The sequence below is a fragment of the Pseudovibrio sp. Ad13 genome, assembly GCF_001623225.1.
Lineage (GTDB): Bacteria > Pseudomonadota > Alphaproteobacteria > Rhizobiales > Stappiaceae > Pseudovibrio.
In genome coordinates, this window is sequence record NZ_LMCC01000019.1 from 52817 (window position 1) to 78236 (window position 25420).

General features: G+C 50.6%; 22 protein-coding genes and 1 tRNA gene. 7 read left to right on the forward strand and 16 right to left on the reverse strand.

Annotation, left to right across the window (positions count from 1 at the left end):
- Positions 1 to 123: 123 nt before the first annotated feature.
- Positions 124 to 1059, reverse strand: coding sequence for an oxidoreductase (locus PsAD13_RS23695; RefSeq protein WP_208986906.1), 936 nt, complete (start codon positions 1057 to 1059; stop codon positions 124 to 126).
- An 80-nt stretch (positions 1060 to 1139) separates the two neighbouring features.
- Between PsAD13_RS23695 and PsAD13_RS23700 the strand changes: the two genes are divergently transcribed.
- Positions 1140 to 1679, forward strand: a complete 540-nt coding sequence (locus PsAD13_RS23700; RefSeq protein WP_057461810.1) for a TetR/AcrR family transcriptional regulator — start codon at positions 1140 to 1142, stop codon at positions 1677 to 1679.
- A 21-nt stretch (positions 1680 to 1700) separates the two neighbouring features.
- On the opposite strand, the gene PsAD13_RS23705 is transcribed toward PsAD13_RS23700, so the two are convergent.
- The 4 genes from PsAD13_RS23705 to PsAD13_RS23720 all read right to left on the reverse strand — a co-directional run bounded on the left by PsAD13_RS23705 (position 1701) and on the right by PsAD13_RS23720 (position 3530).
- Positions 1701 to 2558 carry a hypothetical protein gene (locus PsAD13_RS23705; RefSeq protein ID WP_208986907.1) on the reverse strand — a complete coding sequence of 286 codons (858 nt, stop codon included), beginning with the start codon at positions 2556 to 2558 and terminating at the stop codon, positions 1701 to 1703.
- 90 nt (positions 2559 to 2648) lie between these two features.
- Positions 2649 to 2774, reverse strand: a complete 126-nt coding sequence (gene ykgO / locus PsAD13_RS23710) for a type B 50S ribosomal protein L36 (RefSeq protein ID WP_054662728.1) — start codon at positions 2772 to 2774, stop codon at positions 2649 to 2651.
- 191 nt (positions 2775 to 2965) lie between these two features.
- Positions 2966 to 3040, reverse strand: a tRNA-Val gene (locus tag PsAD13_RS23715).
- A gap of 133 nt (positions 3041 to 3173) precedes the next feature.
- On the reverse strand, positions 3174 to 3530 hold the full coding sequence (locus tag PsAD13_RS23720; protein ID WP_008551455.1) for a response regulator: 357 nt from the start codon (positions 3528 to 3530) through the stop codon (positions 3174 to 3176).
- A gap of 485 nt (positions 3531 to 4015) precedes the next feature.
- Here PsAD13_RS23720 and PsAD13_RS23725 point away from each other — a divergent pair, with 485 nt between their 5' ends.
- Complete coding sequence (locus PsAD13_RS23725; RefSeq protein ID WP_082596602.1) at positions 4016 to 4831, forward strand: N-formylglutamate amidohydrolase; 816 nt, start codon at positions 4016 to 4018, stop codon at positions 4829 to 4831.
- Positions 4832 to 4854: 23 nt separating this feature from the next.
- Here the strand turns inward: PsAD13_RS23725 and catB are convergent, their stop codons facing one another.
- The gene (gene catB, locus PsAD13_RS23730; RefSeq protein WP_063302800.1) at positions 4855 to 5478 is read right to left on the reverse strand and encodes a type B chloramphenicol O-acetyltransferase; all 624 of its coding nucleotides are present in this window, start codon (positions 5476 to 5478) and stop codon (positions 4855 to 4857) included.
- A gap of 440 nt (positions 5479 to 5918) precedes the next feature.
- On the opposite strand from catB, the gene hisN reads away from it, so the two are divergent.
- Positions 5919 to 6710, forward strand: a complete 792-nt coding sequence (gene hisN / locus PsAD13_RS23735) for a histidinol-phosphatase (protein ID WP_063319657.1) — start codon at positions 5919 to 5921, stop codon at positions 6708 to 6710.
- Here the strand turns inward: hisN and PsAD13_RS23740 are convergent.
- On the reverse strand, positions 6707 to 7648 hold the full coding sequence (locus PsAD13_RS23740) for an alpha/beta hydrolase (protein WP_063319658.1): 942 nt from the start codon (positions 7646 to 7648) through the stop codon (positions 6707 to 6709). The two genes, hisN and PsAD13_RS23740, sit on opposite strands and share 4 nt — an antisense overlap.
- Positions 7649 to 7764: 116 nt before the next feature.
- On the opposite strand from PsAD13_RS23740, the gene PsAD13_RS23745 reads away from it, so the two are divergent.
- A complete protein-coding gene (locus PsAD13_RS23745) occupies positions 7765 to 8403 on the forward strand; it encodes a pyridoxamine 5'-phosphate oxidase family protein (RefSeq protein WP_063302803.1) in 639 nt (212 codons plus the stop codon).
- A gap of 81 nt (positions 8404 to 8484) precedes the next feature.
- Here the strand turns inward: PsAD13_RS23745 and PsAD13_RS23750 are convergent, their stop codons facing one another.
- Positions 8485 to 8853 (reverse strand): hypothetical protein, encoded by a 369-nt coding sequence (locus PsAD13_RS23750; protein ID WP_063302804.1) that lies wholly within the window; start codon positions 8851 to 8853, stop codon positions 8485 to 8487.
- A gap of 343 nt (positions 8854 to 9196) precedes the next feature.
- On the opposite strand from PsAD13_RS23750, the gene PsAD13_RS23755 reads away from it, so the two are divergent.
- The gene (locus tag PsAD13_RS23755; protein ID WP_063319659.1) at positions 9197 to 9661 is read left to right on the forward strand and encodes an Hsp20 family protein; all 465 of its coding nucleotides are present in this window, start codon (positions 9197 to 9199) and stop codon (positions 9659 to 9661) included.
- Between the two features lie 579 nt (positions 9662 to 10240).
- Here PsAD13_RS23755 and PsAD13_RS23760 read toward each other — a convergent pair.
- From PsAD13_RS23760 to PsAD13_RS23785, 6 genes are all read right to left on the reverse strand, one after another.
- Positions 10241 to 11278, reverse strand: coding sequence for a low specificity L-threonine aldolase (locus PsAD13_RS23760; RefSeq protein ID WP_063319660.1), 1038 nt, complete (start codon positions 11276 to 11278; stop codon positions 10241 to 10243).
- A gap of 77 nt (positions 11279 to 11355) precedes the next feature.
- Positions 11356 to 12213, reverse strand: coding sequence for an endonuclease/exonuclease/phosphatase family protein (locus PsAD13_RS23765; RefSeq protein ID WP_063290420.1), 858 nt, complete (start codon positions 12211 to 12213; stop codon positions 11356 to 11358).
- A gap of 133 nt (positions 12214 to 12346) precedes the next feature.
- A complete protein-coding gene (locus PsAD13_RS23770; protein ID WP_057461819.1) occupies positions 12347 to 12937 on the reverse strand; it encodes a DoxX family protein in 591 nt (196 codons plus the stop codon).
- A 71-nt stretch (positions 12938 to 13008) separates the two neighbouring features.
- Entirely contained in the window at positions 13009 to 13845 is an 837-nt protein-coding gene (locus tag PsAD13_RS23775; RefSeq protein WP_063290278.1) for a DNA-binding domain-containing protein, read from the reverse strand.
- A complete protein-coding gene (locus PsAD13_RS23780) occupies positions 13829 to 14731 on the reverse strand; it encodes a DUF692 domain-containing protein (protein WP_063290279.1) in 903 nt (300 codons plus the stop codon). Before PsAD13_RS23780 ends, PsAD13_RS23775 begins: the two co-directional genes overlap by 17 nt.
- A gap of 97 nt (positions 14732 to 14828) precedes the next feature.
- Entirely contained in the window at positions 14829 to 15122 is a 294-nt protein-coding gene (locus PsAD13_RS23785) for a DUF2282 domain-containing protein (RefSeq protein WP_057461822.1), read from the reverse strand.
- A 723-nt stretch (positions 15123 to 15845) separates the two neighbouring features.
- Between PsAD13_RS23785 and gltB the strand changes: the two genes are divergently transcribed.
- Positions 15846 to 20528, forward strand: coding sequence for a glutamate synthase large subunit (gene gltB, locus PsAD13_RS23790; protein WP_084404805.1), 4683 nt, complete (start codon positions 15846 to 15848; stop codon positions 20526 to 20528).
- A gap of 11 nt (positions 20529 to 20539) precedes the next feature.
- A complete protein-coding gene (locus PsAD13_RS23795; RefSeq protein ID WP_063290280.1) occupies positions 20540 to 21973 on the forward strand; it encodes a glutamate synthase subunit beta in 1434 nt (477 codons plus the stop codon).
- A 742-nt stretch (positions 21974 to 22715) separates the two neighbouring features.
- Here the strand turns inward: PsAD13_RS23795 and PsAD13_RS23800 are convergent.
- Together PsAD13_RS23800 and PsAD13_RS23805 are read right to left on the reverse strand one after the other, a co-directional pair.
- Positions 22716 to 24056, reverse strand: a complete 1341-nt coding sequence (locus PsAD13_RS23800) for a methyl-accepting chemotaxis protein (protein ID WP_208980703.1) — start codon at positions 24054 to 24056, stop codon at positions 22716 to 22718.
- A 186-nt stretch (positions 24057 to 24242) separates the two neighbouring features.
- Positions 24243 to 25403 (reverse strand): DUF459 domain-containing protein, encoded by a 1161-nt coding sequence (locus tag PsAD13_RS23805; protein ID WP_208986909.1) that lies wholly within the window; start codon positions 25401 to 25403, stop codon positions 24243 to 24245.
- Between the last annotated feature and the right edge of the window lie 17 nt (positions 25404 to 25420).

The window sequence follows — 25420 nt, forward strand, 5'->3', positions numbered from 1 at the left end:
GTCGTCAAAGAACACATCTTAAAGCAATAAAAAGCCCGTGATTTCGTATCACGGGCTTTTTTCTTTCAATCGATTAAATGAGCTTGCTCCAACGCAACGAACTTCACAAAACACATCCTTGCTTTAAAACGCCCATTTGAAGTCTGTGAGCCATTCACTCTCACTCCAAAGACGACGAGCAACCTCTGGGTTCAGCGCATGGCTAGCGATCTGCGCTTTTCCAACCGGTCCAACAGTCTCCATGCGCTTTGTTGGGCCATAGTAGCCATTCGGCTCAACTTCCACTCCAGCCGCAGCAAGCACCGTTGGCAGCGCACCTCGCTCAGCAGACTGCGCGAACATGCTATTCATCCACTTATACGCCATGTTCATCCAACCTGTAGGACCAGTACTCTGCAAATTAGTGGCTGAATAACCTGGATGCCCCATAGCTACAAACGAAGCACTCCCCGCATCCGACAAGCGCCGCTGAAGCTCCAGCCCAAACATCAAAGTGGCCAGCTTACTTTGCGAGTAAGCTTTCATAGGCGCATAATTTTCACGCATCATCAGGTCGTTAAAGTTGATCTTCCCCATTTTGTGCACAAGGCTGGCAACTACAACAAATCTACCCTTTGCAGCTTCAACATTAGGTTTGAGCAAGCCTGACCATAGAAAGTGCCCCAGATGATTAGTCGCAAACTGCAACTCATACCCATCAACACTCTTCAACTCCGGTGTCTGCATAATACCAGCGTTATTGATGAGAGCATCAATCTTGGTGTATCGTGAAGCGACGATTTCCGCTGCATGGCGAACAGACGAGAGATCGCTTAAGTCCAGCTGGACCAGATCTACTCTTCCTTTCGCCTGAGTTCGCAACGCTTGCTGGGCAGCTGAACCTTTTTCAACATTCCGACAGGCAATAACAACATCACCACCCGCTTTCGCAAGCATCCTTGCCGCTTCAAGGCCAATACCGGAGTTACCGCCTGTTATGATATAAGTTTTACCCTCAAGAGAAGGCAGTTTATCCGCAGTCCAGTTGGATACTGCGCTGCTCTTGTTCACTGTGCTCATTAAATTCTCCAATGCGCGGCACCTGTTCGTGCTGCATAATAAAGTTGACAATAATTACTGAAATTGTCAACTAGGTAAACATGAAAACAAACTTTGATAAAAAGAAGGCATTGGGCGTTTTTGCTCAATATGGCTTCCGAAAGACCTCAGTCGGTGACGTAGCAAGCGCGGTCGGCCTCTCACGCCAATCGCTCTACAAAAAGTTTGGAAGTAAGGAAGAGTTGTTCCAGACCATAATCGAGGAGTATTCTGAAGAGGTTGGGCTCCAGGCACTGGATATTCTTGAAGAAAAGACCAATGACTCCAAATCTCGCATCCTACGCGCTTTGGACACGATCATAGGTCAGCATGTCGATCTGATGAGAAATTCTGTTCATGGCGCTGAGCTGGTTCAGATGGGTGAGCAGGTTATGTCTGCCGTTGGTAAGGGCATCATGCCTCGGGTCATGCTCAAAATTGCGGATGTGATCCTGGAGACGCATGAGAACCGAAGCAAAGAGCAGGCAGAAGACGACGCCTTCATCCTCTACACCCTCGCCAAGGGGCTCTCTCTAACGGTCTCAAACTATGCAGAATATAAATCAGGCATCACCAGAGCTGTAAACCGCCTGCTAGACTAAGAACCAGTAGTCTCTGAAAGCTTAGTGATACTGCCCCCACAGCTCCTCACGTAAGCTTTTAACAGCGTCCTGAGCATTCTCCAGCAACGGATAGATGCTCAGCACATGCTGAAACACTTCAAGTGCCTTATCGTTCTTTCCAGTTTTCCGAAGGATCATGGCAAAACCTGAGAGTGCAGGATAATGACGCGGCTCAATCCGAAGCACTTGCTCAATGTCAGCAAGTGAACGCCCCAGATCCTCTTTCAAGAAATATACGGTCGCCCGGCGGTTCCACCCTTCCACATACCCGGGATCTAAACGAACAACCGCGTCCAGCAAATCAAGCGCTAAACCGTATTCTTTCCCCTCAATGGCTTTAGCAGAACGCATCATAAGCAGATCAAGCGTATGACTCCCAGACTGCATGAAGAGGCTGTGTATGCGCCGTGAGATCGATTGCGCATTACCCAATGTATCCGCATCCCTCAGTTCAAGGAACAAGGCATCCAGAAGCTGCCCACGCGTGTAGTGAGCGGGTACACCATGCCCGGGTGCAGACCGCCCTATCTGAGCAGGACCGCCAGCAGGACCATTAAGAGCAGCCTCAGGGCCGGTATTGAGCTTAGGATGCCCCTTTGGCAGTCCACGAGTGACCTGAACCTCTACGGGACCCACAACAGCCACAACACGCTCAGAAGCACCTAAACGCTCCACCCCCACCACAAGCAGCAGGAAACACGCAAGCGCGACAGCACCACAAGAGCCAACACAACGCCTCAACCTGTCAGATTGTCGTGGAAAAGAGCCCCCTACCGAGAAACCGGAGAGCTGAAGTTGTGGAAACGTCGATGCCCCTGTGACGGAGCTGTTTGGGCGAGCAAACAAAAAAAACCGCATGGCAAAAGCATCTCACTTTTGCCATGCGGCTCGCAACTCTTAGAACCAAGGGTTTTTCGCGCTGTTTTAGTTTAAATCAGCGCAGAAAACTTAACCCTGACGTGCTTTAAAGCGTGGGTTCTTTTTGTTGATGATGTAAACACGACCCTTGCGGCGTACCATCTGGTTATCACGATGGCGGCCCATGAGTGCCTTAAGAGAATTCTTAATCTTCATTATCCTACCCCCGGTTAGGGTCAATTTTATAGGGATCCTGAAGTACCACGATCCGCCAGTGAAAAGAGGCGCTAAGCGCCTCATTAGTACAACCTCTGATCTCGCCGCGCTGCATTCTTACGAAGCGGCGCAGGACCAAGATCGAGGCCCGCTCCGCCGGATATACATCAACGATGTTAACCGACGAAAAATGGTGGGCGTGACAAGGATCGAACTTGTGACCCCTACGATGTCAACGTAGTGCTCTCCCGCTGAGCTACACGCCCGAAACTTTCAAAGAAGCTCGTCCGTCAGCGCTTAAACGCTGCGGTGGAGAGGCGTATAAGAGGAATTTTGAGAACGTGCAAGTCCAAAAATGGAAATTTGCTATCTCTTTCCACATTCACCCCTCAAAACTAACTAAACAAGCATTTTTTCCACTTCGCGTACCAAATCTTTTAAGTGAAAAGGCTTGGAAAGAACCTTTGCATCCTGAGGTGCCTTGGAATCAGGATTAAGCGCAACAGCAGCAAATCCTGTGATGAACATAACCTTCAGGTCCGGATCAAGTTGAGTAGCTTTACGAGCTAACTCAATACCATCCATCTCTGGCATCACAATGTCAGTTAGCAATAGGGCAAAGGGCTCTTCGCAAATACGTTCGTATGCGCTCTTTCCATTATCAAAGGAAACAACAGTGTGCCCAGCCTTCTCAAGTGCCTTGGACAAGAACTGGCGCATGTCATTATCGTCTTCCGCGAGCAGAATTCGAGACATGTTCGACAACCTTAAAACTCCAGGTGCAGCGACGGGGTTCTCTTTTCAGAGCACTCCCGTAAATAAATAGAATATGTCAGACGCACTCGCCCCTCGCAATCCGACAGATTCCGAATACTGTACGCTGTTAGGAACAGGAAACTACTCGGGAATACCTGTCAAAACAATAGGGACAAATGAAACAGGTTCACTTCTAAAGAGACTTCTGCGTAGTTTGAGGGTCCAGCGCCACACCGCCCCCTCAAACTACGCAAAAACTCGCGCATCTCTTGCCTATTTCATAAGCAAACTTTCTAATGTCTAGCCCATACGCAGATCTCGTTCTATAGTGAGCGGGATTGCGGTGATTAAGGAATGTAGGCTCTGTGACAGTTTTGGAAGATCATCAGATTAAGGCGATAGCGAACTACAGCAGTGCGCTTGACACCGGAGTTCAGGTACCCGCATTTGAGGTACTCTCCCCAGATGAACATTCTGTCCCTTTTATTTTTAACAGCCCCCACTCCGGGCGCGCGTACCTTTCGTCGTTCCTTCAAGCCTCTCGATTGGACACCACCCAGATCAGACAAAGCGAGGATGCATTTGTCGATCTTCTCATCAAGGATGTCGAGCAGCTAGGTGCACCGGTTCTAAAAGCCAACTTCCCGCGTGCTTACCTTGATGTGAACAGAGAGGCCTATGAGCTCGATCCAAAGATGTTTGAAGGCAAGCTCCCCAAGCACATCAACTCGCGCTCTCTGCGTGTTGCAGGAGGTCTTGGAACTATCGCCCGCATTGTGGGTGAGCGCAGAGAAATCTACCACACGCGTATTCCGGCGGAAGAAGCGCTGGATCGCATTGAGCAAGTCTACAAGCCCTACCACAACACCCTGCGTGGCCTTTTGAGCAACGTACAGGACAAGTTTGGTCTCGCAGTCCTGGTAGACTGCCATTCAATGCCGTCCGCCAACTCAAACAAGAACCACGACCCCAAAGCCGACTTCGTCATTGGGGATAGGTTCGGGACTAGCTGTTCTGCCTGGCTTTCATCCTGTGCAGTCGGACTATTGCAAAACATGGGCTATAACGTAGCTCTCAATCGCCCGTATGCTGGCGGCTACATCACAGAAAACTACGGCAAGCCAGAACGCGGCGTGCACGCGCTGCAGGTTGAGATCAACCGAGCACTCTACATGGATGAGCACACCCACCAGCCACACTCAGGTTTCCACGACCTGCGCAAAGACCTGATGGAGTTCATTACTGCCTTGGTCGAGATGGTAACGGAAAGCTTTACCAGAGAAACTCTGGCTGCAGAATAACCTGCAGCCCCAGTCCATACTGCCTAAAAACCAAGCCAGTAGTCGTAAAGCCTCTCAATATCTGAGGAACACATAAGAGGCATGGCCCCTTTCAGGACTTCATCTGTCCAATCCCACCATTTCATCTCCAATAGCATCTGAACTTGTTCTTCAGAAAAGCGGGAGCGCACAACTGTTGCAGGATTACCGGCCACAACAGCATAGGCCGGTACATTCTTAGTCACGACTGCACGGCTGCCAATCAATGCGCCATTACCGATCTGCACGCCCGGCATGATCATCGCTTCAGAACCAATCCAGACATCATTGCCGACACATGTTGAACCTGCAGGTTTGAAACCGTCGTGAGCTCCTTCAAAAGCAGGCTCATCAAAATAGTGAAATGGAAACGTTGTGGCCCATTCAGGACGGTGTCCCTGGTTACCGGCCATCATAAACGCTGCCCCTGAACCGATAGAGCAATACGCACCGATTATCAGCTTGTCTTGCGTCTCTTCATCTGAGCGTAGGTATCGGGCACACTCATCAAAGCTGTGGCCGTGATAATAACCAGAATAGTAGGAATGCTTTCCAACAATAATGTTGGGATTGGTCACCTGCTCCTGAAGCGGGGTTCCCTTAAACGGACTCTCAAAAAAATTCGGCACCTTGTTCTCCCCTTGCCTGCACCTCCCTACGACGGAGAACATTAACAACCAGACAAAAAAAAGGCCGCTCTCATCTGGAGGCGGCCCTTAGTCTAGGGAGGAAACGCCCTTCGCGAAGGGCGGCGCAGACACTGAATGTCGCGCTGCAATAAAACTCGCATCGCATCGCAAACACGTCAAGCATTCAGCTCCGTAATCGGGCTGTTCCTATACGAATTGGCCAGTTTGTATCCTTGAGACAACACCCTGATTTTTCAGGGATCATAGCCGTTGGTATGAGTTTCACACGATAGTTTAGCAGTAAGTCGTAGACACCAACGCATGGTTTCAACAAGAGCATTTACGAACTAAAACCGGTCTCAGAGCCATAGACATTTGCACTTTTCTAAATCCTGACTATGGTGCGCATGCAATTGACTGCTCCTACCGGATAAATTGATATGACCTCTCCCAGTCCTGATTATGCTTTTCTTCACAAACTTGCTGACGCCGCGGATGCTAAAACCATGCAGCACTTCCGCAGTGGCTACGAGGTAGACAACAAACTGGAAGCAGGCTTTGATCCAGTCACTATCGCGGATCGTTCAGCAGAAGAAGCAATCCGCGCGGTTCTGGAAGCAGAGCGCCCGGATCACGGCATCATCGGTGAGGAATACGGCAAGGTCCGCGAAGAGGCAGAGAATGTCTGGGTTCTTGATCCAGTTGACGGCACACGCTCTTTCATCTGTGGCACCCCGTTGTGGGGCACACTGATTGGCCTCAGAACCAACGGCAAAGCATCTCAAGGCATTATGAGCCAGCCGTACAACAGCGAGCGCTTTTGGGGCGATTGCAACGAAGCTTTCATGACTGGTCCGCTCGGCAAGCGTGTTCTGAAAACCCGCAGCTGCGCATCCTTGTCAGAGGCAATCATCACCACGACCGAGCCAGCCTTGTTCAATGAAGTCGAGCGCCCGGTATGGGACACGATCTGCGCAGAAGCTCGCCTCACCCGCTACAGCACAGATTGTTACGGCTACGCCATGGTGGCAGCAGCAGGCTTTGATGCAGTCATTGAGACCGGCATGAACACCTACGACATCCTTGCCCTCATCCCAATCATCGAAGGCGCTGGCGGTTTCGTCACTAACTGGACCGGAGGCAATGCAGCAGACGGCGGACAGGTGCTTGCCACAGGCGACAAGCGCCTCCACGATGAGCTACTCACCAAGCTGGCAAAAGCAGCTGTTTAGTCCGCGCTTCCCGGAATAAACGCATCAAATGCAGCCCAGAATTGCTCACGATAAGGATCTCGCTCCATAAGAATCTCATGGCGAGATCCTCGAATTTCCAGAAAACTCATACCTGGGCAAGAGCGGCAGACTTCCTCTGCATCGTCAGTCGAGACGATCTGATCCTTTCCCGCGCCGATGACTAAGGATGGCACGCCGAACTCAATCTGGAATTCAGGCTCTCTGAAGCGCTCTGTCGCCAATCCCATAGCACGGAACCAGCTCACCGTCGGAGAACCCAGCCCCAATTGAGGCGCTTCTTCAAGAATAGCATTCATGCGCTTGAAGCGATCCGGGTCAGACGTGAGCGTATTGCCGTCATAGTCGACAAGGATCTTGTCATTGCCGCCGGGAACAAAAGCGTTCCCCATGCCAACCCAGACAAGCGTCTTGGCAAGCGCACCTGCCATCTTGACCATACGCCCCTTCATCGCAAGGCCGACGAGGGGAGCTGTTAGCACCGCACGGTCAATCTTGGTCTTCAGCCGCCGGTTATCATGCATAACCACAGCGCCACCGGTTGAGTGCGCCAGAAGGAAGTGCGGCCCAGGGCAATCAGAAAGCGAGACATTGTCCAAAACAGCGTGCAAATCCAGAGCAAACTCATCAAAGCTCTCAACGTGGCCACGTCGCTCGTTCTTCAACAAACGCTCAGAACCACCCTGCCCGCGCAGATCAAAAGCCACCACATAGAACCCACGCGCCCGCAGTTCCTCAACAACCTCAAAGTATTTCTCAATAAACTCGGTACGGCCTTGGACAACAGTCACAGTCCCCTTGAGCGGAGACGCGGTCGGAGCCCAGCGTGCCCAACGGATTTTCACGTTGTCTTCTGTCTGGATAAAACCAGACTCCGTTCCCTCTGGAACCCGATTGAAATCCGTGTTGACCAGTACCATCAGCGCGTAACCTCTAGTTCTCTCACTCTCAATTTGATAGCCTTTCCAAGCAACAGGCCGCAACCGCAATTTCTGGAAGTTTTTCCATCTCAGTACGCGGTAACAAGGATATTTACATGCAAGACACAGACCTAACATCTGTTTCCCACGAGATTACCAGCCTAGCTCAGCTCGAAGAGCTCTATGGAAGCCCGAAACAAATCTCTATCGATAAAGAAGTCGGCTATATTTCTCAGCACTACAAAACCTTTATCGAAACCTCTCCTTTCTTCGCACTCACAACTGTTTCTGAAGAAGGCACCGACTGCTCTCCACGTGGGGACCCTGCAGGCTTTGTAAAGGTCATTGATGAAAAAACCATCGAGTTTCCAGACCGTCGCGGCAACAACCGCATCGATAGTTTGCGTAACATCGTTCAGGATCCACGTGTCTCTTTGCTGTTTATGATCCCTGGTGTCGGTGAAACCATCCGCATCAACGGAAAAGCCAAAATCTCTGCAGACCCATTCCGGCTGGAAGCTCATAAGATAGAAGGTAAACTGCCGAAATCTATCATGGTTGTCACAGTCGAAACCATCTACTACCAGTGTCAGAAAGCCATCTACCGCTCAGGCCTATGGACGGAAGATGCGAAGGTAGACCGCAAAACGGTTCCAACTGCCGGACAAATGGCGCAAGCACTGTCAAAAGTGGAGTTTGACGGCGACGCCTATGACAAGGCTTATCCCGGGCGCATTAAAGAGACAGCATACTAGAGCCTAAACACCGAAAGACCTGCCTTGATAGCAAAGAGGCAGGTCAGACGGATAAACAGATTAAGATCTCGGGAATGCTTCTTAGTACCCCAGATAACGGTACTTGATGATCCAGCCGCTATAGGCATCAACAACCAGACGTGCCCGGTGTTGCCCCTGCCAGCTGGCTTTTACAATATACACGTCGCCCTTACGCTTTACTTTTTTGAAGTTCCGGTAACCCCAGGCCCGTAGACGGCGTTTCACCTGCTTCTTGTTCAATGCATGGTGTTGCCCATGTCCCCAATGACGGTTCTTCTTATAGTGAGCCTGCGTGACCTGAACGCTTACGTTTGGTCCATCGTAGGTGAATTGAGCGCCTGCATTTGCCGGAGCCGCCGCACCAGAAACTCCCAGAACAACAACAGCTGCAGCGGCCAGTCCGGTTACTTTTTTCTTCAAAGCATTCATCTGTTCTCTCCTTGTCGGCAATAGGGTTTGCCTGAATACAAGGAGAACGTAACAAGGCGCGGATGTACGGGATCAGAAGCGCCTGTTCAGGTTCTGTTAATCTGAAAATGCGGGCGCTATTCCAGCAAAAACACCTATTTTGAAAAAAACTCTTGAAACTTATTCGCCCCGTCCCCATCTCAAAATCACAGGCGCCACAGAGTGGGTCTGACACCGCTTAGAACCTTCGCCACGAATGGGAAGGCACTGTAAGTAAAAGGAAATTTCATCGTCCGCGCGCTTTGCGGCGAATGGTGAACGTTGCTCAGATGGCCTTAGAGCCACACAAAAGAGGACACATAAAATGCGTCATTTCGATCTTACCCCCCTCTACCGTTCCACTGTTGGTTTCGACCGTCTTTTCTCCATGCTGGATTCAGGAACGGAACAACAGGGCTCAGCCTATCCTCCTTACAACATTGAGCGCACAGGAGAGAGCGCATACCGCATCTCCATGGCAGTCGCCGGTTTTAAGGAAGATGAACTGACGATTGAAGCTAAAGAACATGTCTTGACTGTTTCCGGCGAGAAAAAGCCTGAAAGCGACGAAAAAGAAGTTCTCTACCGGGGTATCGCCTCCCGCGCTTTTGAACGCCGCTTCCAGATCGCCGAGTATGTGAAAGTGATTGGCGCAAGTTTGGAGCACGGATTGCTCCACATTGACCTCATCAGAGAAATTCCTGAGGCAAAAAAACCGCGCAAAATCAACATCACCGCTGGAGACAAAAGAGAACACAAACAAATTGAAGGCGAAACAGTAGCTCACTAAAGCAGCCCCAAGCCCTCGCGAGGACCTTCCTCCCAAACTCCCACCCTCGCGAGTGGCCACCCTTGTAACATTCTAGATTTTCTGATGTCTCTCCAAGATTGATTGGCACGCCCCTGCCAATCAATCTCACTCAAATCAACAGGTTCCTCCTCCGCAATCCTCCCATGCGGATTTGTCTGGCTGCCTCTCCCCCCTCCTGTAAGGGCCAGACACAATCAACGCCCCGCTTGCCCCAGCGGGGCGTTCTTTTATGCGCGCTTCAGCAAACACAGAGATACTCTCTCTGCATCTGTTTCTATTTTCTGGAATTTCTGCGTTCCCTACGACCACTCAGCCACTTAAGAATTATCGAGTGGTAAGTTACACGCAAAATAAGAAGGATAGGTTAGTTCACTTAAGGCCTTGCCTTGAACCCACTGGACTGACACCGCAAGGGTTGGCCTCTAACACCCTTGCTAACCCCTTGCAGGTGCCCCGCTGGTCTGCGGATTTATATCCCTCCGCAGACCAGCATTCTATGCTGCATTGCTCGACACTGCAATCATAAGATGCAATCGCGATACAGGCTGTTTGACGCAATTACCCACGCAGATGCGTCAGAAACTCGTCAACCATCTCTGGAGTGGTCGCAAAGCAGGTCACCAAGCGAAGGAACACTTCATCTTCTGAGACGAAATCCGCTGGAATATCATAAAACTTCGCACCAGCAGCTTCCAGACGTGCAGCTTGCGCTTTGGTGAACACCGGGAACAATTCGTTGGCCTGTGGTTCGATCGGCAATCGCACGCCTTCAATATCGCGCATCCCATCGGCAAGACGCATGCACATCGCGTTGGCATGACGCGCTGAAGCCAGCCAGTCATCGTCCTTCAGGTAACCTTCAAATTGCGCAGAAATAAAGCGCGCCTTTGAGAAGACCTGAGCAGCCCGCTTGCGCAAATATTCAAAGCCCTCAGATTCTTCAGGGTTGAAGAACACAACAGCTTCTGCACACCAACAACCGTTCTTGGTACCGCCAAAGGACAGAACATCCACGCCGGCTTTCCATGTCATCTCCGCAGGAGAGACATCCAAAGACACCAACGCATTCGCAAAACGGGCGCCATCCATATGCAACGGCACATTCCGGGAATGGGCCACATCTGCCAGTGCCTGAATTTCATCAAGCTGGTAGATGGTCCCAAACTCTGTCACCTGAGAGATGGATACCGCAGCAGGACGGCCATGCATCGGATTATTATCCGGCACCTTGTCCATCGCTGAACGCAGCGCATCAGGCGTAAGTTTGCCATGCTCGCCACCAATACCAATCAGCTTGTTACCAGCTGTAAAGAACTCCGGAGCGTGACACTCATCAACATTGATGTGTGCATCTTCATGACAAAATACTGCCCCGCCTGGCTTCGCATAGGTCGCAAGCGCCAGGGAATTGGCTGCTGTTCCTGTAGAAACCAGAAACACAGCAACTTCTTTTTCAAAGAGATCATTGAATTGCTGCTCAATAGAGCGGCTCAATGGATCAACCCCATAAGCGGTGGCAAAGCCGCTTGTATGGTTCGCAAGTGCAGTCATAACTGCACTCGTCGCACCTGCCCAGTTGTCACTCGCAAAAATCATAGGATTTGAATAACAACAAACCGAGGGAACTCAAGCCATTTTTGGCTTATAGGGCGGTGCTCTCCGCCATAAGCTCTCTAGGCCAACAACACTTGAACAGAGTCTTTGCGCAGTTGATCCTTCTGAGCATCTGTTTTCAGTGTCAAAACAAGCGGACAATGATCAGAAACCTCAGGCTTTTGAAGCACTTGAAAGTCCATAATCTCGTCAACCCGATCGATCAGCATGTAATCGGCAAATTTTCCCGGCTTTTTGTAATGGGAGTTCCGAGTGGTTTCGATCCCATAGTGATTGACCAACTCAACAAAACCATCGTCTTCCAACAAACGAATAGTCTCGCTGCCAGGCTCTACATTAAAGTCGCCACACACCACTCTTAGATCACCGGGCTCAGAAACCGACTGCGAAATATTGAGCAACCGCTTCGCTTGTTCAAAGCGTTCTGGCGTGTCCTTCTTACCATTCAAGTCACGCAGGCCATGCATATGGGTGATGCTCACGGCACGATCTGTTGTATAATCATAAACACGAATTCCATGCGCACTGCGAGAGCGTGGATGGTCTCCATAACTTTTCGCAGCATAACCTTTGTGCACAAATCTTTGCACCTGACCAACGATGGGAAAGGAACGATGCACAAACGTGGCCAGACCCCATTGAGATGAGATAGACTGCTCTTCATCCCACAGCACACCCTGAGCAGCAGGACAAAAGGCGGCAACATGCTCAGGCAGTGCCGCACACACATCACGGAAGAAATTTGCCCGCTGAGGTAAGACGTGATCGCCATCCCTATAAGTCAGCCAGTCCTTATCGCTTTCCGGTGTATGAACCACCTCTTGCAGACAAAGAACATCAGGCACAGCCTGAGATAAATACGGCAGCAAGTCAGAGTAGAGCGTCCCTCCCCAACCATTCAAGCACATGATCTGCAACACGATCTCCCATAGTTCTGAGTGCGCATGCTCCAGTCATATACGCAAACGAAAAAGAGCGTATCACTTCAACAGTGATACGCTCTAATATCTATACGCAAACCCGCAGGTTTGTCAGGCTCTCAGTGTAACCTTATGCGTGGCTCTTAGTGTCTGAAACACCAGTTTCGTGGTGAATGCCAAACCACTTGCCCAGCACCCAGTCCAACGAGAACACGCCAGGACCACGGATCACAAGCACAGTTGCCAGGAAGATCCATAGTGCGCGCTGATCAAAGATCAAAGCAGATGGATGACGATCAAACAGTGCACCAATTGTTGGCATATCAACGCCATGACCAACCACGTCCACAATGGACATAACAATCACGAAGCCAATGAAACCAATGCTTGCGGCACGAGTAAACAAGCCGACAACAATCAGTACCGGAATGATAACTTCACCCCAAGTTCCCAAAAGCACAATCAGGCCATATGGGAAAAACGGGATCTGAGAGATATCGTATCCAGCCGCCTCGGTAATATGCGGCAAGATCTGCGCATATGCACCGGTTGAGGGAAACAAGAACCCGAGCGCACCATCACCAAACTTGGTCAGCGCCGAATTCCAGAAGTACATAAACAGGACGCCTGCGAAAAGAAAGCGCGCAGACAAGCCGAGAAACCAGCCTTCAGTTACGCGCTCCAGCCAGCCAAATACGCCCTGGTATAAATTTACAAGCATTCTCATCGGATTCCTCCTCTGGTGCTTTCCACCACTCGGGGGCCTTACCGCCCGGCCCCTCGCAATCAATATTAAGCTTTGACGTCCACGCTCGCGAACACGCGTGCGCTCAGCAGGCTGCCCAATGCCTGCGACAGATCAAAGAATTTGTAAGAGGATGAAACTGCTTCTGCAGCTTCTCCCAATGTCTTGCCAAAGAACAGTAAATCAGCGAATGCCGCTACGTCCTGAGCCAATCCGGTCAGTGTCACGTCCATATCTGGTCGGCAAATCAAAATCACTTGATCAGCCTCTGGAGTGATGCCTCCCACATCTTCCGAGCGGTTCTGTTTCCAGATCTCGCTAAGCGGAAAACGGGAGTAAATCAGTCTATGTGCAGGGATAGGGGTAAACACCGCATTCCCTAGTTTTGCTGGATCAATCTTGGATAACACATCCGGCGCAACAGGCGTCGCATTTGGCCCGTGGTAAACACGCAGCCATGCCCATTCCAACGCAGCAACATCTTTCAGATAGGGATAGTCCGCGAGTGGAGGAAACGCGCCAATGAACTCAGAGAACTTGCCCCCAAACTCACTCAGTACCGGCTGCTCTGGCGGATGCTTACGAACGAACTCCGCAGCAAGTGCCCGGAAATAATCACGCCCAACCAAATCATATACTGCTGGAAAGTTGGCAGCCATCGCATCAATCAAGCTCGCCATTACGTTATTGCGATAAACGCCATAACGCTTCTCAGAGGGATGACCATCACGCCCTACAACCCCATCGGGCACAGGCACAGCTGGATTCATCAGCCCATCCGAAAACATGTCAAAACCTTGCATGTTCGACTGCAAATCCTGCAAAGGAACGCCAAAACCTTTCAACGCAATCTTTTCCTTAGTGCTATCAGGCGCTTGGGACATGATCACCCCGCTTCTCAGCGGCTTGAGCCTGCGTCTCAATGTGAGATTGTATCACCACATCCGCCTGTTCAGCTTCATAAGCGAGAATTTCCCAGGTCGGAATATTCGCATCCCACTCAATAAGAGTTGGCTGAGGGCCTGTCCGGTCAATTGTCCGCGCATAAAGCGCCCACACAGGATCAGCAACTTTACGATCATGTGCATCGATTAGAAGAGGATAGCCCAGCTCATCTGTTTCTGGTGCATGCCCGCCAAGGTGAATTTCCTGTACGTGCTCAACCGGGAATCGGTCCACATAATCTTCAGGAGAACCACCAGAGTTCGTCGCAGAAACAAAGACATTGTTCACGTCCAGCAGCAATCCGCAGCCAGTTCGTTTTACAATCTCGCGAAGAAACTCAGTTTCTTCATAGGTGCTCTCCTTGAAGATCACATAAGCACTTGGGTTTTCAAGCAACATCTGACGACCAAGGAAGGTCTGCACTTCATCAATATGGTCGACGACCTGCTGCAATGTCACCTCAGTGTAAGGCAGAGGCAGAAGATCATTGAAATACTCGGTGTCGTGTGTTGACCAGGCCAGGTGCTCACTGAAAAGGCCCGGATCATAACGATCAGCGACATCTTTCACGCGAGAAAGGTGCTCTTTGTTCAGCGGATCAGCTCCGCCAATAGACAACCCGACACCATGAAGAGAGATAGGATAATCACGCCGGATCGCTTCAAGGTAACCGTGTGGAGGACCACCAGCACCCATATAGTTTTCCGCATGAATTTCGAAGAAGCCCATGTCAGGCTTGTCATTGAGAATACGATGATAATGATCAGCTTTTAAGCCCACGCCACCTCGTGCAGGTAGTTTTGCATTGACTCTTTGCGCACACATATCAGTACCTCGTTCTATATTATGACTTCTTCTTAAAGAAACACCGGAGGGGAAAAACCCGCCCCGGTGCAACGCAGTATATTGTAAAGTAAAGCGATTAGTGAGGCAGATCGCGGGAAAGTTCAGTCAAAGAACCTTTACGGTCACCTGGGACTTCAATGGATTCACATGTACCGGTTGGTACGAGGGTCCAAGCATTGCCCTGATAGTCAACAGTGGAAGTACCTGCACAAGTGGTGCCAGCGCCCGCTTTACAGTCGTTTTCACCAGCAAGGGAAACGCCGTAACATTTTTCTTTAGAAGCAGCTTCAGCAACAGTAATGTTTGCACCAGCTACAGCAGCAGTAACAGCGGTTGCAAGTACAGCAGCGGACAACGTTTTTTTGGACATTTCAAAACTCCTCAAATTGAAATTCGGCGATGTGTTCAACAGGTTTGGTTCGCCTCTGAAGACAGTTCTGACAAAAAACTCGATCAATGGGAAATCAAACACATGTTATTTTCACGCGATTAAATCAATAAAATGAGATCATCGTCCTCACAGGTTCGTGAATAGTTGAAATATTATTGCATCTAACTTGAGTTTTAGATGCCAATGCGACAATCGGCCTAATAAAATTAAAAGAATAGAAATAAAGACTTTCTGAAACGCTCTTGCTCTACCCTCTGAAATCTGGCATGTTCGCGACGCGGAAAAGGACAGGAGTGCTGTCCTTATTATCCCGCATGCGTTGATGACAATCTGGAAGACAGCTTCCAAGCGATCCACCTAAGAGATCCACACAACGCAAAAGAGAAGGATGTAGGCGCGTTCCCAACGCCGCGACATTCTCCCCCAAATGTGTGCCATGCGGACATATCGCAATGCACTCGCCAAAGGGGTAAGATAGATCGGAGGAAACTCCGAATGGGCGGCCCTATGTATAAAGAGGCCGTGCTTCATTCGACAGATCCGGGGCAAGCCGTGCCGGGGCTTCGAACGAGCCGCGAGGAAGACCTCCCCGCGACCCGAACGAGGAAGTGACCTTAACCGGTCACATTGAGATGAGCGAAAGTGAGGCCAAAAATGGCAGAAAAAGGAGGAAACACGATGCATATGAGTGGGGGGGAACCTATGAAAACCCGAGCTACCACCACAGGCACCGTTACGGAAAAACTCCGCACTGCTGCCACTGAGGGGCTTTACAATCCAGCCAAAGAGCACGATGCCTGTGGCGTCGGCTTTATAGCTAACCTCAAAGGCGCACAATCTCACCACGTGGTACAAAGCGGCCTTCAGATCGTTGAAAACCTGACACACCGCGGCGCAGTTGGCGCTGACCCATTGATGGGCGACGGTGCAGGTATGCTGACCCAGGTCCCACACGAGTTTTTCAAAGAAGAATGCTCGAAGATCGGATTCGATCTTCCAGAAGCTGGCGAATACGGCGTTGCGTTCTTCTTCCTTCCACAAGATAAAAAGCTCCGCGAGCAGTGCGAAAGCATCGTTGCGGAATGTGTTTCTGATGAAGGTCTAGAAGTATTAGGCTGGCGTGATGTTCCGGTCGACAACTCTTCTTTGTCGAAAGCACCGGATATTGCAGCGACAGAACCTGTTTCCCGTCAGTTGTTTGTAACTCTGCCAAACAATACTGATGGCGATATTCTGGAGCGCCGCCTCTTTATCCTGCGCAAAGTGATCTCCAACGTAGTGCGCGAGAAATCTGAGGGCGTAGAAAAAGGTTTCTACGTCGTTTCCTTCTCCAGCCGCACCATCGTCTACAAAGGCATGTTCCTCGCGTACCAGCTTGGCGCTTACTATGACGATCTGCGTGATGAGCGCTTTATCTCTGCGCTGGCTTTGGTTCACCAGCGCTTCTCAACCAACACTTTCCCGTCATGGGATCTGGCTCACCCATACCGTATGGTTGCGCACAACGGTGAAATCAACACCTTGCGCGGCAACGTAAACTGGATGGCAGCCCGTCAGGCATCTGTGTCCTCTCCTGCATTTGGTGACGACATCAACAAGCTATGGCCGATCTCTTACGAAGGTCAGTCTGATACAGCATGCTTCGATAACGCCTTAGAATTCCTCACCACTGGTGGCTATTCCCTTGCGCATGCAGCTATGATGCTGATCCCGGAAGCGTGGGCCGGCAACCCGCTGATGGACGAAAACCGTCGCTCTTTCTACCAATACCATGCCTCTATCATGGAACCATGGGACGGACCTGCAGCGGTAGCCTTCACAGATGGTTGTCAGATTGGCGCAACGCTTGATCGTAATGGTCTGCGCCCTGCCCGTTACATCGTCACTGATGATGACTTCGTGGTTATGTCTTCTGAAGTTGGTGTTCTCGATATTCCTGAAGAGAAGATCATTCAGAAATGGCGTCTCCAGCCGGGTAAAATGCTTCTGATCGATTTGGAAGAAGGTCGTATTGTTTCTGACGAAGAAATCAAGCGCCAACTCTCCACGGCAAACCCTTATAAAGACTGGCTGCATCGCACGCAGATGGTTCTTGAAGACCTTCCATCCGTACGTGAACGCGCGCCGGTTGCAGGTGAAACCCTTCTCGACCGTCAGCAAGCCTTTGGTTACACGCAGGAAGACATCAAGCTTCTCATGCAGCCAATGGCAACCGTTGGTCAGGAAGCACTGGGGTCTATGGGTACTGACACACCTGTGTCCGTCCTCTCAGACAAATCCAAGCTTCTGTACACCTACTTCAAGCAGAACTTTGCGCAGGTAACCAACCCACCGATCGATCCGATCCGCGAAGAATTGGTGATGAGCCTCGTGTCCTTCATTGGACCACGTCCGAACCTGTTTGATCTGAAAGGTCTTTCTACCTCCAAACGTCTGGAAGTACGTCAGCCAATCCTCACCAATGCTGATCTGGAAAAGATCCGCGCTATTGGTGATATCGAAGACAATCAGTTCCAAACCAAAACCCTCGACATCACCTACTCTGCTGAGAAGGGGACCAAGGGCATGGAAGATGCTCTGGAGCGCTTGTGTGCTCGCGCTGAAAAGGCTGTTCATGGTGGTTACAACATCATCATCTTGTCTGACCGCGTGATCTCACGTGCCCGTATTGCAATTCCTGCACTATTGGCGACAGCTGCTGTCCATAACTACCTGATCCGCAAAGGCCTTCGTACCTCAGTGGGTCTTGTGGTTGAAACAGGTGAAGCACGCGAAGTTCATCACTTCTGCGTTCTGGCCGGTTATGGTGCAGAGGCAATCAACCCCTATCTCGCATTCGAAACAATCCGTTCAATGCACTCTGAAGGGTCTTTCCCTGAGGAAGTGGATGAGCATGAAGTTGTCTCTCGCTACATCAAGGCCATCAACAAAGGCATGCTCAAAGTCATGTCCAAGATGGGCATCTCCACCTATCAGTCTTACTGTGGTGCGCAGATCTTTGATGCGGTTGGCCTGAATTCAGAATTTGTAGAAAAATTCTTCTTCGGTACAGCAACAACCATCGAAGGCATCGGCCTGAAAGAAGTTGCTGAAGAGACTGTTGTTCGTCACCACGATGCATTTGAGGACATTCCTGTTCTGCGTCGCTCGTTGGACGTTGGTGGTGAGTATGCATACCGGACCCGTGGCGAAAATCACATGTGGACCCCGGACAGCATCGCCACACTTCAGCATGCAGTACGCAACAACTTGCCTGAAAAGTATCTGGAGTTTGCCAAGGAAGTGAACGAAGCCTCTGGCCGTTACACAATCCGTGGCATGTTCCGCATCAAATCAGCAGAAGAGCTGGGACGCCGTCCAGTCAACATCGATGAAGTTGAGTCCGCAGAAGACATCGTCAAGCGCTTCTCAACGGGTGCGATGTCTTTCGGCTCAATCTCTCGCGAAGCTCATACATCGCTTGCGATTGCCATGAACAAGATTGGCGGTAAATCCAATACTGGTGAAGGTGGCGAAGAAGCCGAACGCTTCAACCCACTGCCGGACGGATCTCCAAACCCAATGCGTTCTGCGATCAAGCAGGTTGCATCAGGTCGCTTTGGTGTAACAACCGAATATCTGGTCAACTCTGATATGATCCAGATTAAGGTCGCTCAGGGTGCAAAACCGGGTGAAGGCGGACAGCTGCCAGGCCATAAAGTGGATGCAGTGATCGCAAAGACGCGTCACTCCACACAGGGCGTAGGCTTGATTTCACCTCCTCCACACCACGACATCTACTCAATCGAAGATCTGGCACAGCTGATCTACGATCTGAAGAACGTGAATCCAGAGGCAGATATCTCAGTCAAGCTGGTGTCTGAAGTTGGCGTTGGAACAGTTGCAGCAGGTGTTGCCAAAGCGCGCGCAGACCACATCACGGTCTCAGGCTTTGATGGTGGCACAGGAGCATCCCCACTCACCTCTTTGAAACACGCTGGTTCTCCATGGGAGATGGGCCTTGCTGAAACTCAGCAAACGCTCGTTCTCAACGGCCTGCGTTCCCGTATCGCTTTGCAGGTTGATGGTGGTCTTCGCACAGGCCGTGACGTACTTGTTGGCGCTCTTCTGGGCGCAGATGAATACGGCTTCTCAACCGCTCCGCTGATCGCAGCTGGTTGCTTGATGATGCGTAAGTGTCATCTCAACACCTGCCCGGTTGGTATTGCGACCCAGGATCCGGTTCTGCGGAAGCGCTTTAAAGGCACTCCGGAACACGTCATCAACTATTTCTTCTATGTAGCGGAAGAACTTCGCGGATTGATGGCAGAACTCGGTGTCAGGAAACTGGACGAAATCATCGGTCGCTCCGACATGCTCGACAAAGAAACTGCGATCAATCACTGGAAGTCTGAAGGCCTTGATTTCTCAAGGATCTTCTATCGTCCAGATGCGACCCAGGAACAAAGCCGCTGGTCACAGCTTCAAGAACATCCAATCAACGATGTTCTGGACCGTGAACTCATTCGCAACGCTATGCCAGCGTTGGAAAGCAAAGAAAAAGTTGAGTTCCCGGCAAAGATCAAGTCAGTTGATCGTTCCGTTGGCGCAATGCTTTCTGGTCAGATTGCTAAACGCTACGGTGCAAAAGGCCTCAAAGACGATACCATCCATATCTCTATGACAGGTACGGCTGGTCAGGCGTTTGGTGCCTTTGTTGCCAAGGGCGTGACGATCGATCTTGAAGGCGATGCAAACGACTATGTAGGCAAAGGCCTCTCAGGCGGTCGCATCATCGTACGCCCACCAGAAAACACTCGCATCGTGCCGGAAAATTCCATCATTGTTGGGAATACCGTTCTTTACGGAGCAACCAGCGGTGAAGTGTACTTCCGCGGTGTTGGCGGCGAGCGTTTCGCAGTTCGTAACTCCGGGGCAACTGCGGTTGTTGAAGGTGTTGGCGACCACGGATGTGAATACATGACTGGCGGTGTTGTTGTTGTAATCGGTCAGACTGGCCGTAACTTCGCAGCAGGCATGTCCGGTGGTGTTGCTTACGTATTGGACGAAGATGGTACTTTTGGCTCCCGTTGTAACCTTGCAATGGTAGACATTCAGCCCGTGCAAGAAGAAGACGACCTGCTTGAAAAGCTGCATCACCATGGCGGCGACATCGAGTACAAAGGACGTGTGGATCTGTCAGCTGACATGACACGCCACGACGACGAACGTCTGCGTCTCATTCTTGAAAACCACGTGAAGTATACTGGTTCCACCAAAGCTCAGAATATTCTGAATGACTGGGAGAACTGGCGTCCGAAGTTTGTGAAAGTTATGCCGGTTGAATACCGTCGCGCGCTTCAGGAAATGAAAGCTGCGCGTCTGGGCCTCGCGGCTGCGGAATAAGAGGGGAAGACATGGGTAAGGTAACTGGCTTTTTGGAGATCGACCGGCAGGAGCAAAACTACCAGCCGGCATCAGATCGCATCCGCCATTTTCGCGAATTCACTGTCCCGCTCTCGCAGCCGGAAGTGGAGCGTCAGGCAGCTCGTTGTATGGATTGTGGCATTCCGTTTTGCCACGGTCCTGCCGGTTGTCCAGTAAACAACCAGATCCCCGATTGGAATGATCTGGTTTTCGCTGGTGACTGGGAAGAAGCATCACGCAATCTACATTCAACCAACAACTTCCCTGAATTCACGGGCCGTATTTGTCCTGCTCCATGCGAGGAAGCATGCACGTTGAATCTGGAAGACATTCCGGTCGCGATTAAAACTGTCGAACAAGCAATCGCTGATCGCGCCTTTAAGGAAGGTTGGATCAAGCCCGAACCAGCTGCGACCAAGACAGGTAAAACTGTTGCAGTTATTGGGTCTGGTCCTGCAGGTATGGCAGCTGCTCAACAGTTGGCGCGCGCTGGTCACACAGTTCATGTTTACGAACGCGAACCAAGTGCTGGTGGTTTGATGCGATATGGTATTCCTGACTTTAAGATGGAAAAACACTATATCGACCGCCGTGTAGCACAGCTGGAAGGAGAAGGTGTAACCTTCCACTACGGTTGTGAAATCGGTAAAGACGTAGAGTTTGAAGAGATCCACACACGTCACGATGCAACATTGCTTTGCACTGGTGCAGAACGCCCGCGCGATCCAGGCATTCCGGGCATGGATCTCAAAGGTGCGATGTATGCGATGCCATTCCTCGTACAGCAAAACCGCCGCGTTGGTGGTGAAGATGTATCGGGCGAAGAGCCATACTGGGCTGGCGGCAAACACATTGTTGTTGTCGGCGGTGGTGACACCGCATCTGACTGCGTTGGGACATCCTTCCGTCAAGGCGCTCTGTCTGTAACCCAGATGGACATCCGTCCAATGCCACCACTGAAGGAAGATAAGAACCAGTTCTGGCCATACTGGCCAACGAAGTTCCGCACTTCAACCTCTCAGGCTGAAGGCGCAGAACGTGAGTTTTCCGCGGCAACGCTCGAAATCGTAGGTGATGAAGACGGTCACGTAACAGGCGTAAAATGTGCCCGTGTAGATGAAAAACGTGTTCCGATTGAAGGAACCGAGTTCATTCTCAAGGCAGACCTTGTTCTTGCAGCCATTGGCTTCTCAGGCCCGAACATGGAAACTTACGTCAAAGAAGCTGGTGACGATCTGGAGCTGGACCCGCGCACCAACGTGAAAGCAAACACCGAAGACTACAAGACCTCCATCAAAAAGGTCTTTGCAGCTGGTGACGTGCGCAAAGGCCAGTCCCTTGTGGTCTGGGCTATCCGCGAAGGTCGTCAGGCCGCTCGTTCAATCGACGAATTCCTGACAGGATCTTCCAATCTGCCACGATAATCTTACAGCGTATCGCCGAAAAGTGGGGACCGGTTTTCGGATAAAGATACGCAAAAACAAAGGCTAAAGCAGTTCAGATGTTTCAACCTAAATGCGAACTGCTTTAGCCGACAATGAAGTACTAAAACCCCGGAAAGCCCCGCTTTCCGGGGTTTTTTGATGTTGCTCCATTCTTTCTCACTCATACATTCTGAGTTGAACTTGCAAGCACTAAAAGCACCACATGGCCACCCATGCAGTGTTGGAGAAGAGTTCCCGAAAGTCGGGATGAGCAAGGCGGCAGGCAACGCCTGCGCTACTTGTTAGAAATGAGTCTTTGGCATTGGCTACGCGCCTTGCCCGGGCATTTTGATATGGACAACATCGCCTCTTATCCTGAAAGACACGATAGCCAGTTTCCTGGAAAGACAACGGCTTTGCTTTGGCAAGTTTCCCGGCCTAAACAGGTCCTCTGTCCCTGACATTTATTGCTCTGACCAGCAAATGCCACTGCGTGATGCCCCTCAAGCTTGGGCCCTTCCTCTCAGACCATGCAGTCACGTCTGAAAATCGGTTCCACCGGACCTTTGAAAGATGCGTTACCTCTCTCAAAAGCCCCACCCAGCCCACGACACGCTGACGGACGGTCCGCCAACTGCCCGTCACGTGGGCATGGGATTAGTATGAGGGCATATTTGCTTAAGGGGGATAAGTTTTTTCAAATACCACTCACCATCATTTGCCCGCAGGCATGCAAAGAACATCAAGCAGCTTTCACATTCTCCAGGAAGCTTGCCACTTCAGATCGTAAGTTCTCGGAGAGATGACCCAGCTTTCCAGCGGCCTGATGCAGGTCATTCGAAGCATCTTTTGTGCCCTGAAACCCACTATCCAAATCCAGCATGTCTGTCGCGACCTGCGACACATTCTGGTGCGCACTATTCAGATCCCGAGAGATATCCTCAGTTGCCTGTTTCTGATCACCAACAGCTTCATTAATGCCAGTTGATAAGGAATTGATCTGCTCAATTGTCTCTCCGATTGAGCGGATCGCTGTCACAGCTTGCTCAGCAACCTTTTGCACCGACTCAACCTGTGTTGAAATCTCTTCGGTAGCTTTTGAGGTTTGGCCAGCAAGGTTTTTCACCTCACTTGCAACCACAGCAAAGCCACGCCCCGCTTCCCCTGCGCGTGCTGCCTCAATTGTTGCATTCAATGCCAACAGGTTAGTCTGGTCAGCGATCTGATCAATCAGCTCGATCACCTCACCAATAGCCTTCCCGCTTTCCACCAAACGCCCAACAATCTCATTGGTCTTGTGCGCATGTACGGCAGCATCCTGCGCAAAACGGGCAGCTTGTGTGGTGTTATCACCAATCATTCCCGAAGAACGCGACACACCTTCTGCCGCTTCAGCCAATGCTTTCACAGAGGTTTGTGTGGTTTGCGCGACATCACTGGAAGATGTCATGGCACTGTGAGCACCCTGCACGCTCGCATCCAGCTCTCTGGAGCGTGTCTCCACTGCCTGACTGATCTCCAGCAAATCATGCACGACATGACCAACTGAAGCCTCAAACTCCTGGGCAACACTGGCTAACGCCTGTTTGCGTGCATCTGCAAGTTCCAGCTCCTGCTGTATTTTTGCTTTTGCATCTGCTTCAGCCCTATCTTTCAGCACAACACGGAACTGAGCAATAGAACGAGCAATCGCCCCGATTTCATCTCCACGTTCTATGCATTTGATCTCAGTGTCCAATGCTCCTTCAGCCAGAGCATCCAGACCACGTTGCAACGCAGCCATGTTGTTTCTCATGCCCCGTGCAATGACAACAGCCACAACAAAGAACAGAGCCCCCACAGGTGCACAGACCATCACAATGTACATAAGATTATCGACAAGCAGCGACTCTAGCGCGCTTTGCCCATGATCAGACATAAGCTGCGACCTTAACGCCTCATCTCCCAGAGCAGACGTCAACGCATCGTATATTGTGACAAAGGAAAACAGCGTGCCGAGCGACATGATTGACATGGCCAGAAATACGACCAAGACAAACTTGCCTACCATCGACAGCTTAAAAACATGCGGTTGGGTAACCATCAATAGCCCCACTTCACCCATAAGTTTAATGTGAGTAATGTTACCCATGTATGTAAACAGAACACTACCATGAGGCTGTGAATTGCATACATTTTCGAAAAAACAGCGATAAAATTTAATTTTCTGCAGAAATTCTTGAATCTGCGCTAATATTCAAAGCTCAATCAATAAAAAATACTTCGAATATTAAAATCCAGTCCAACGTGTGTCGTCAGCTCGACCAGAAACTTCTGGCAGCACTTCTCCAGATACAGTCAGCTTAAACAGATCACTTCCCGCAGCAGCTTTCCCGCCTTTATCATCAGGCCCGATAAGCTTAGTTTCAGGAGACGTTAGACGACCGGTCAAAACAATAAAGTTCGGATCATCTTTCACGCCTTCAAAAATGAAGGCCGTCGCACTACCAAATATGCGTGCTATTTCTCGCTCAACAAAGTAGGCGACTTTGCGGTATCCAGCCCAGGTAAAGTAGACCCCATCCTTCGCCCTCAATCGGCGGCGCTTACCAGTAATGTCCGGGCCATGCGGCGTATATTCCCCCTCTTCACTTTGGAAGGCAGCCCAAATGTCGACAAAGATACCTCCAGCTGGTTCAACTTGCTCTTTGAACAAATCATTGAGATAGCTGAAGTTAGCACTCGTAAGATACTCTTCTGCAGGCGCAAGGCCCACCCAAATCAGAGGCAATTGCTCATTCCGGACGGCTGCAACCAACGAGGCCGTCCTGAAGCGGTATTCTTTCTTCCACTCTTCCCCTTGAAACTGCAGTTCCTCAGCGTAGCTGGCAGGCTGCCCATCAATAACACCTTGCCCTACAACCTTGATGTTCCGGTTATCGCGTGCGCCTAAAGAAACAACCACAAGCCCCACATCTTCGCTCTTCAGCACAGCTGTCACGTCTTCAGGCCAGTCCGGGTTTTTATCTGCGACAAGGCCAGTATGAGGATAAACAAGCTTCTTGACTTTAATCGAAGGCGTTTCAGCATACACGGCCTTCAAACCATCAGCCAAGCCCATCGCCAGATCATCACCAATGACCAGAAGGATCTTAGCGTCCTTACTCTTTTCTTTCTCAACGATCTTGGGAGTGTTGACTGCAGCAACGCCAGCACTACGGTTTTTTCGCGTTGTACTTCTGCGTCGCTTCTTCCTTGTAGGATTCGCCTGCTCGATTCTTTTATTACCCCCACCAAACAACCAGCCAAAGAATGACTTATTGCCTTTTTTGGGGGCGCCTGTGCTGTTGGTTCTCACCTGAGCTGCAACCTCAACGGGCACAACAGAAACACTGACAAAGCAAAGGCTTATCAGTGCCACAAACACAAAGGACAAAAAGGATCGTTGCATAATCGCGAGTCTCCAGC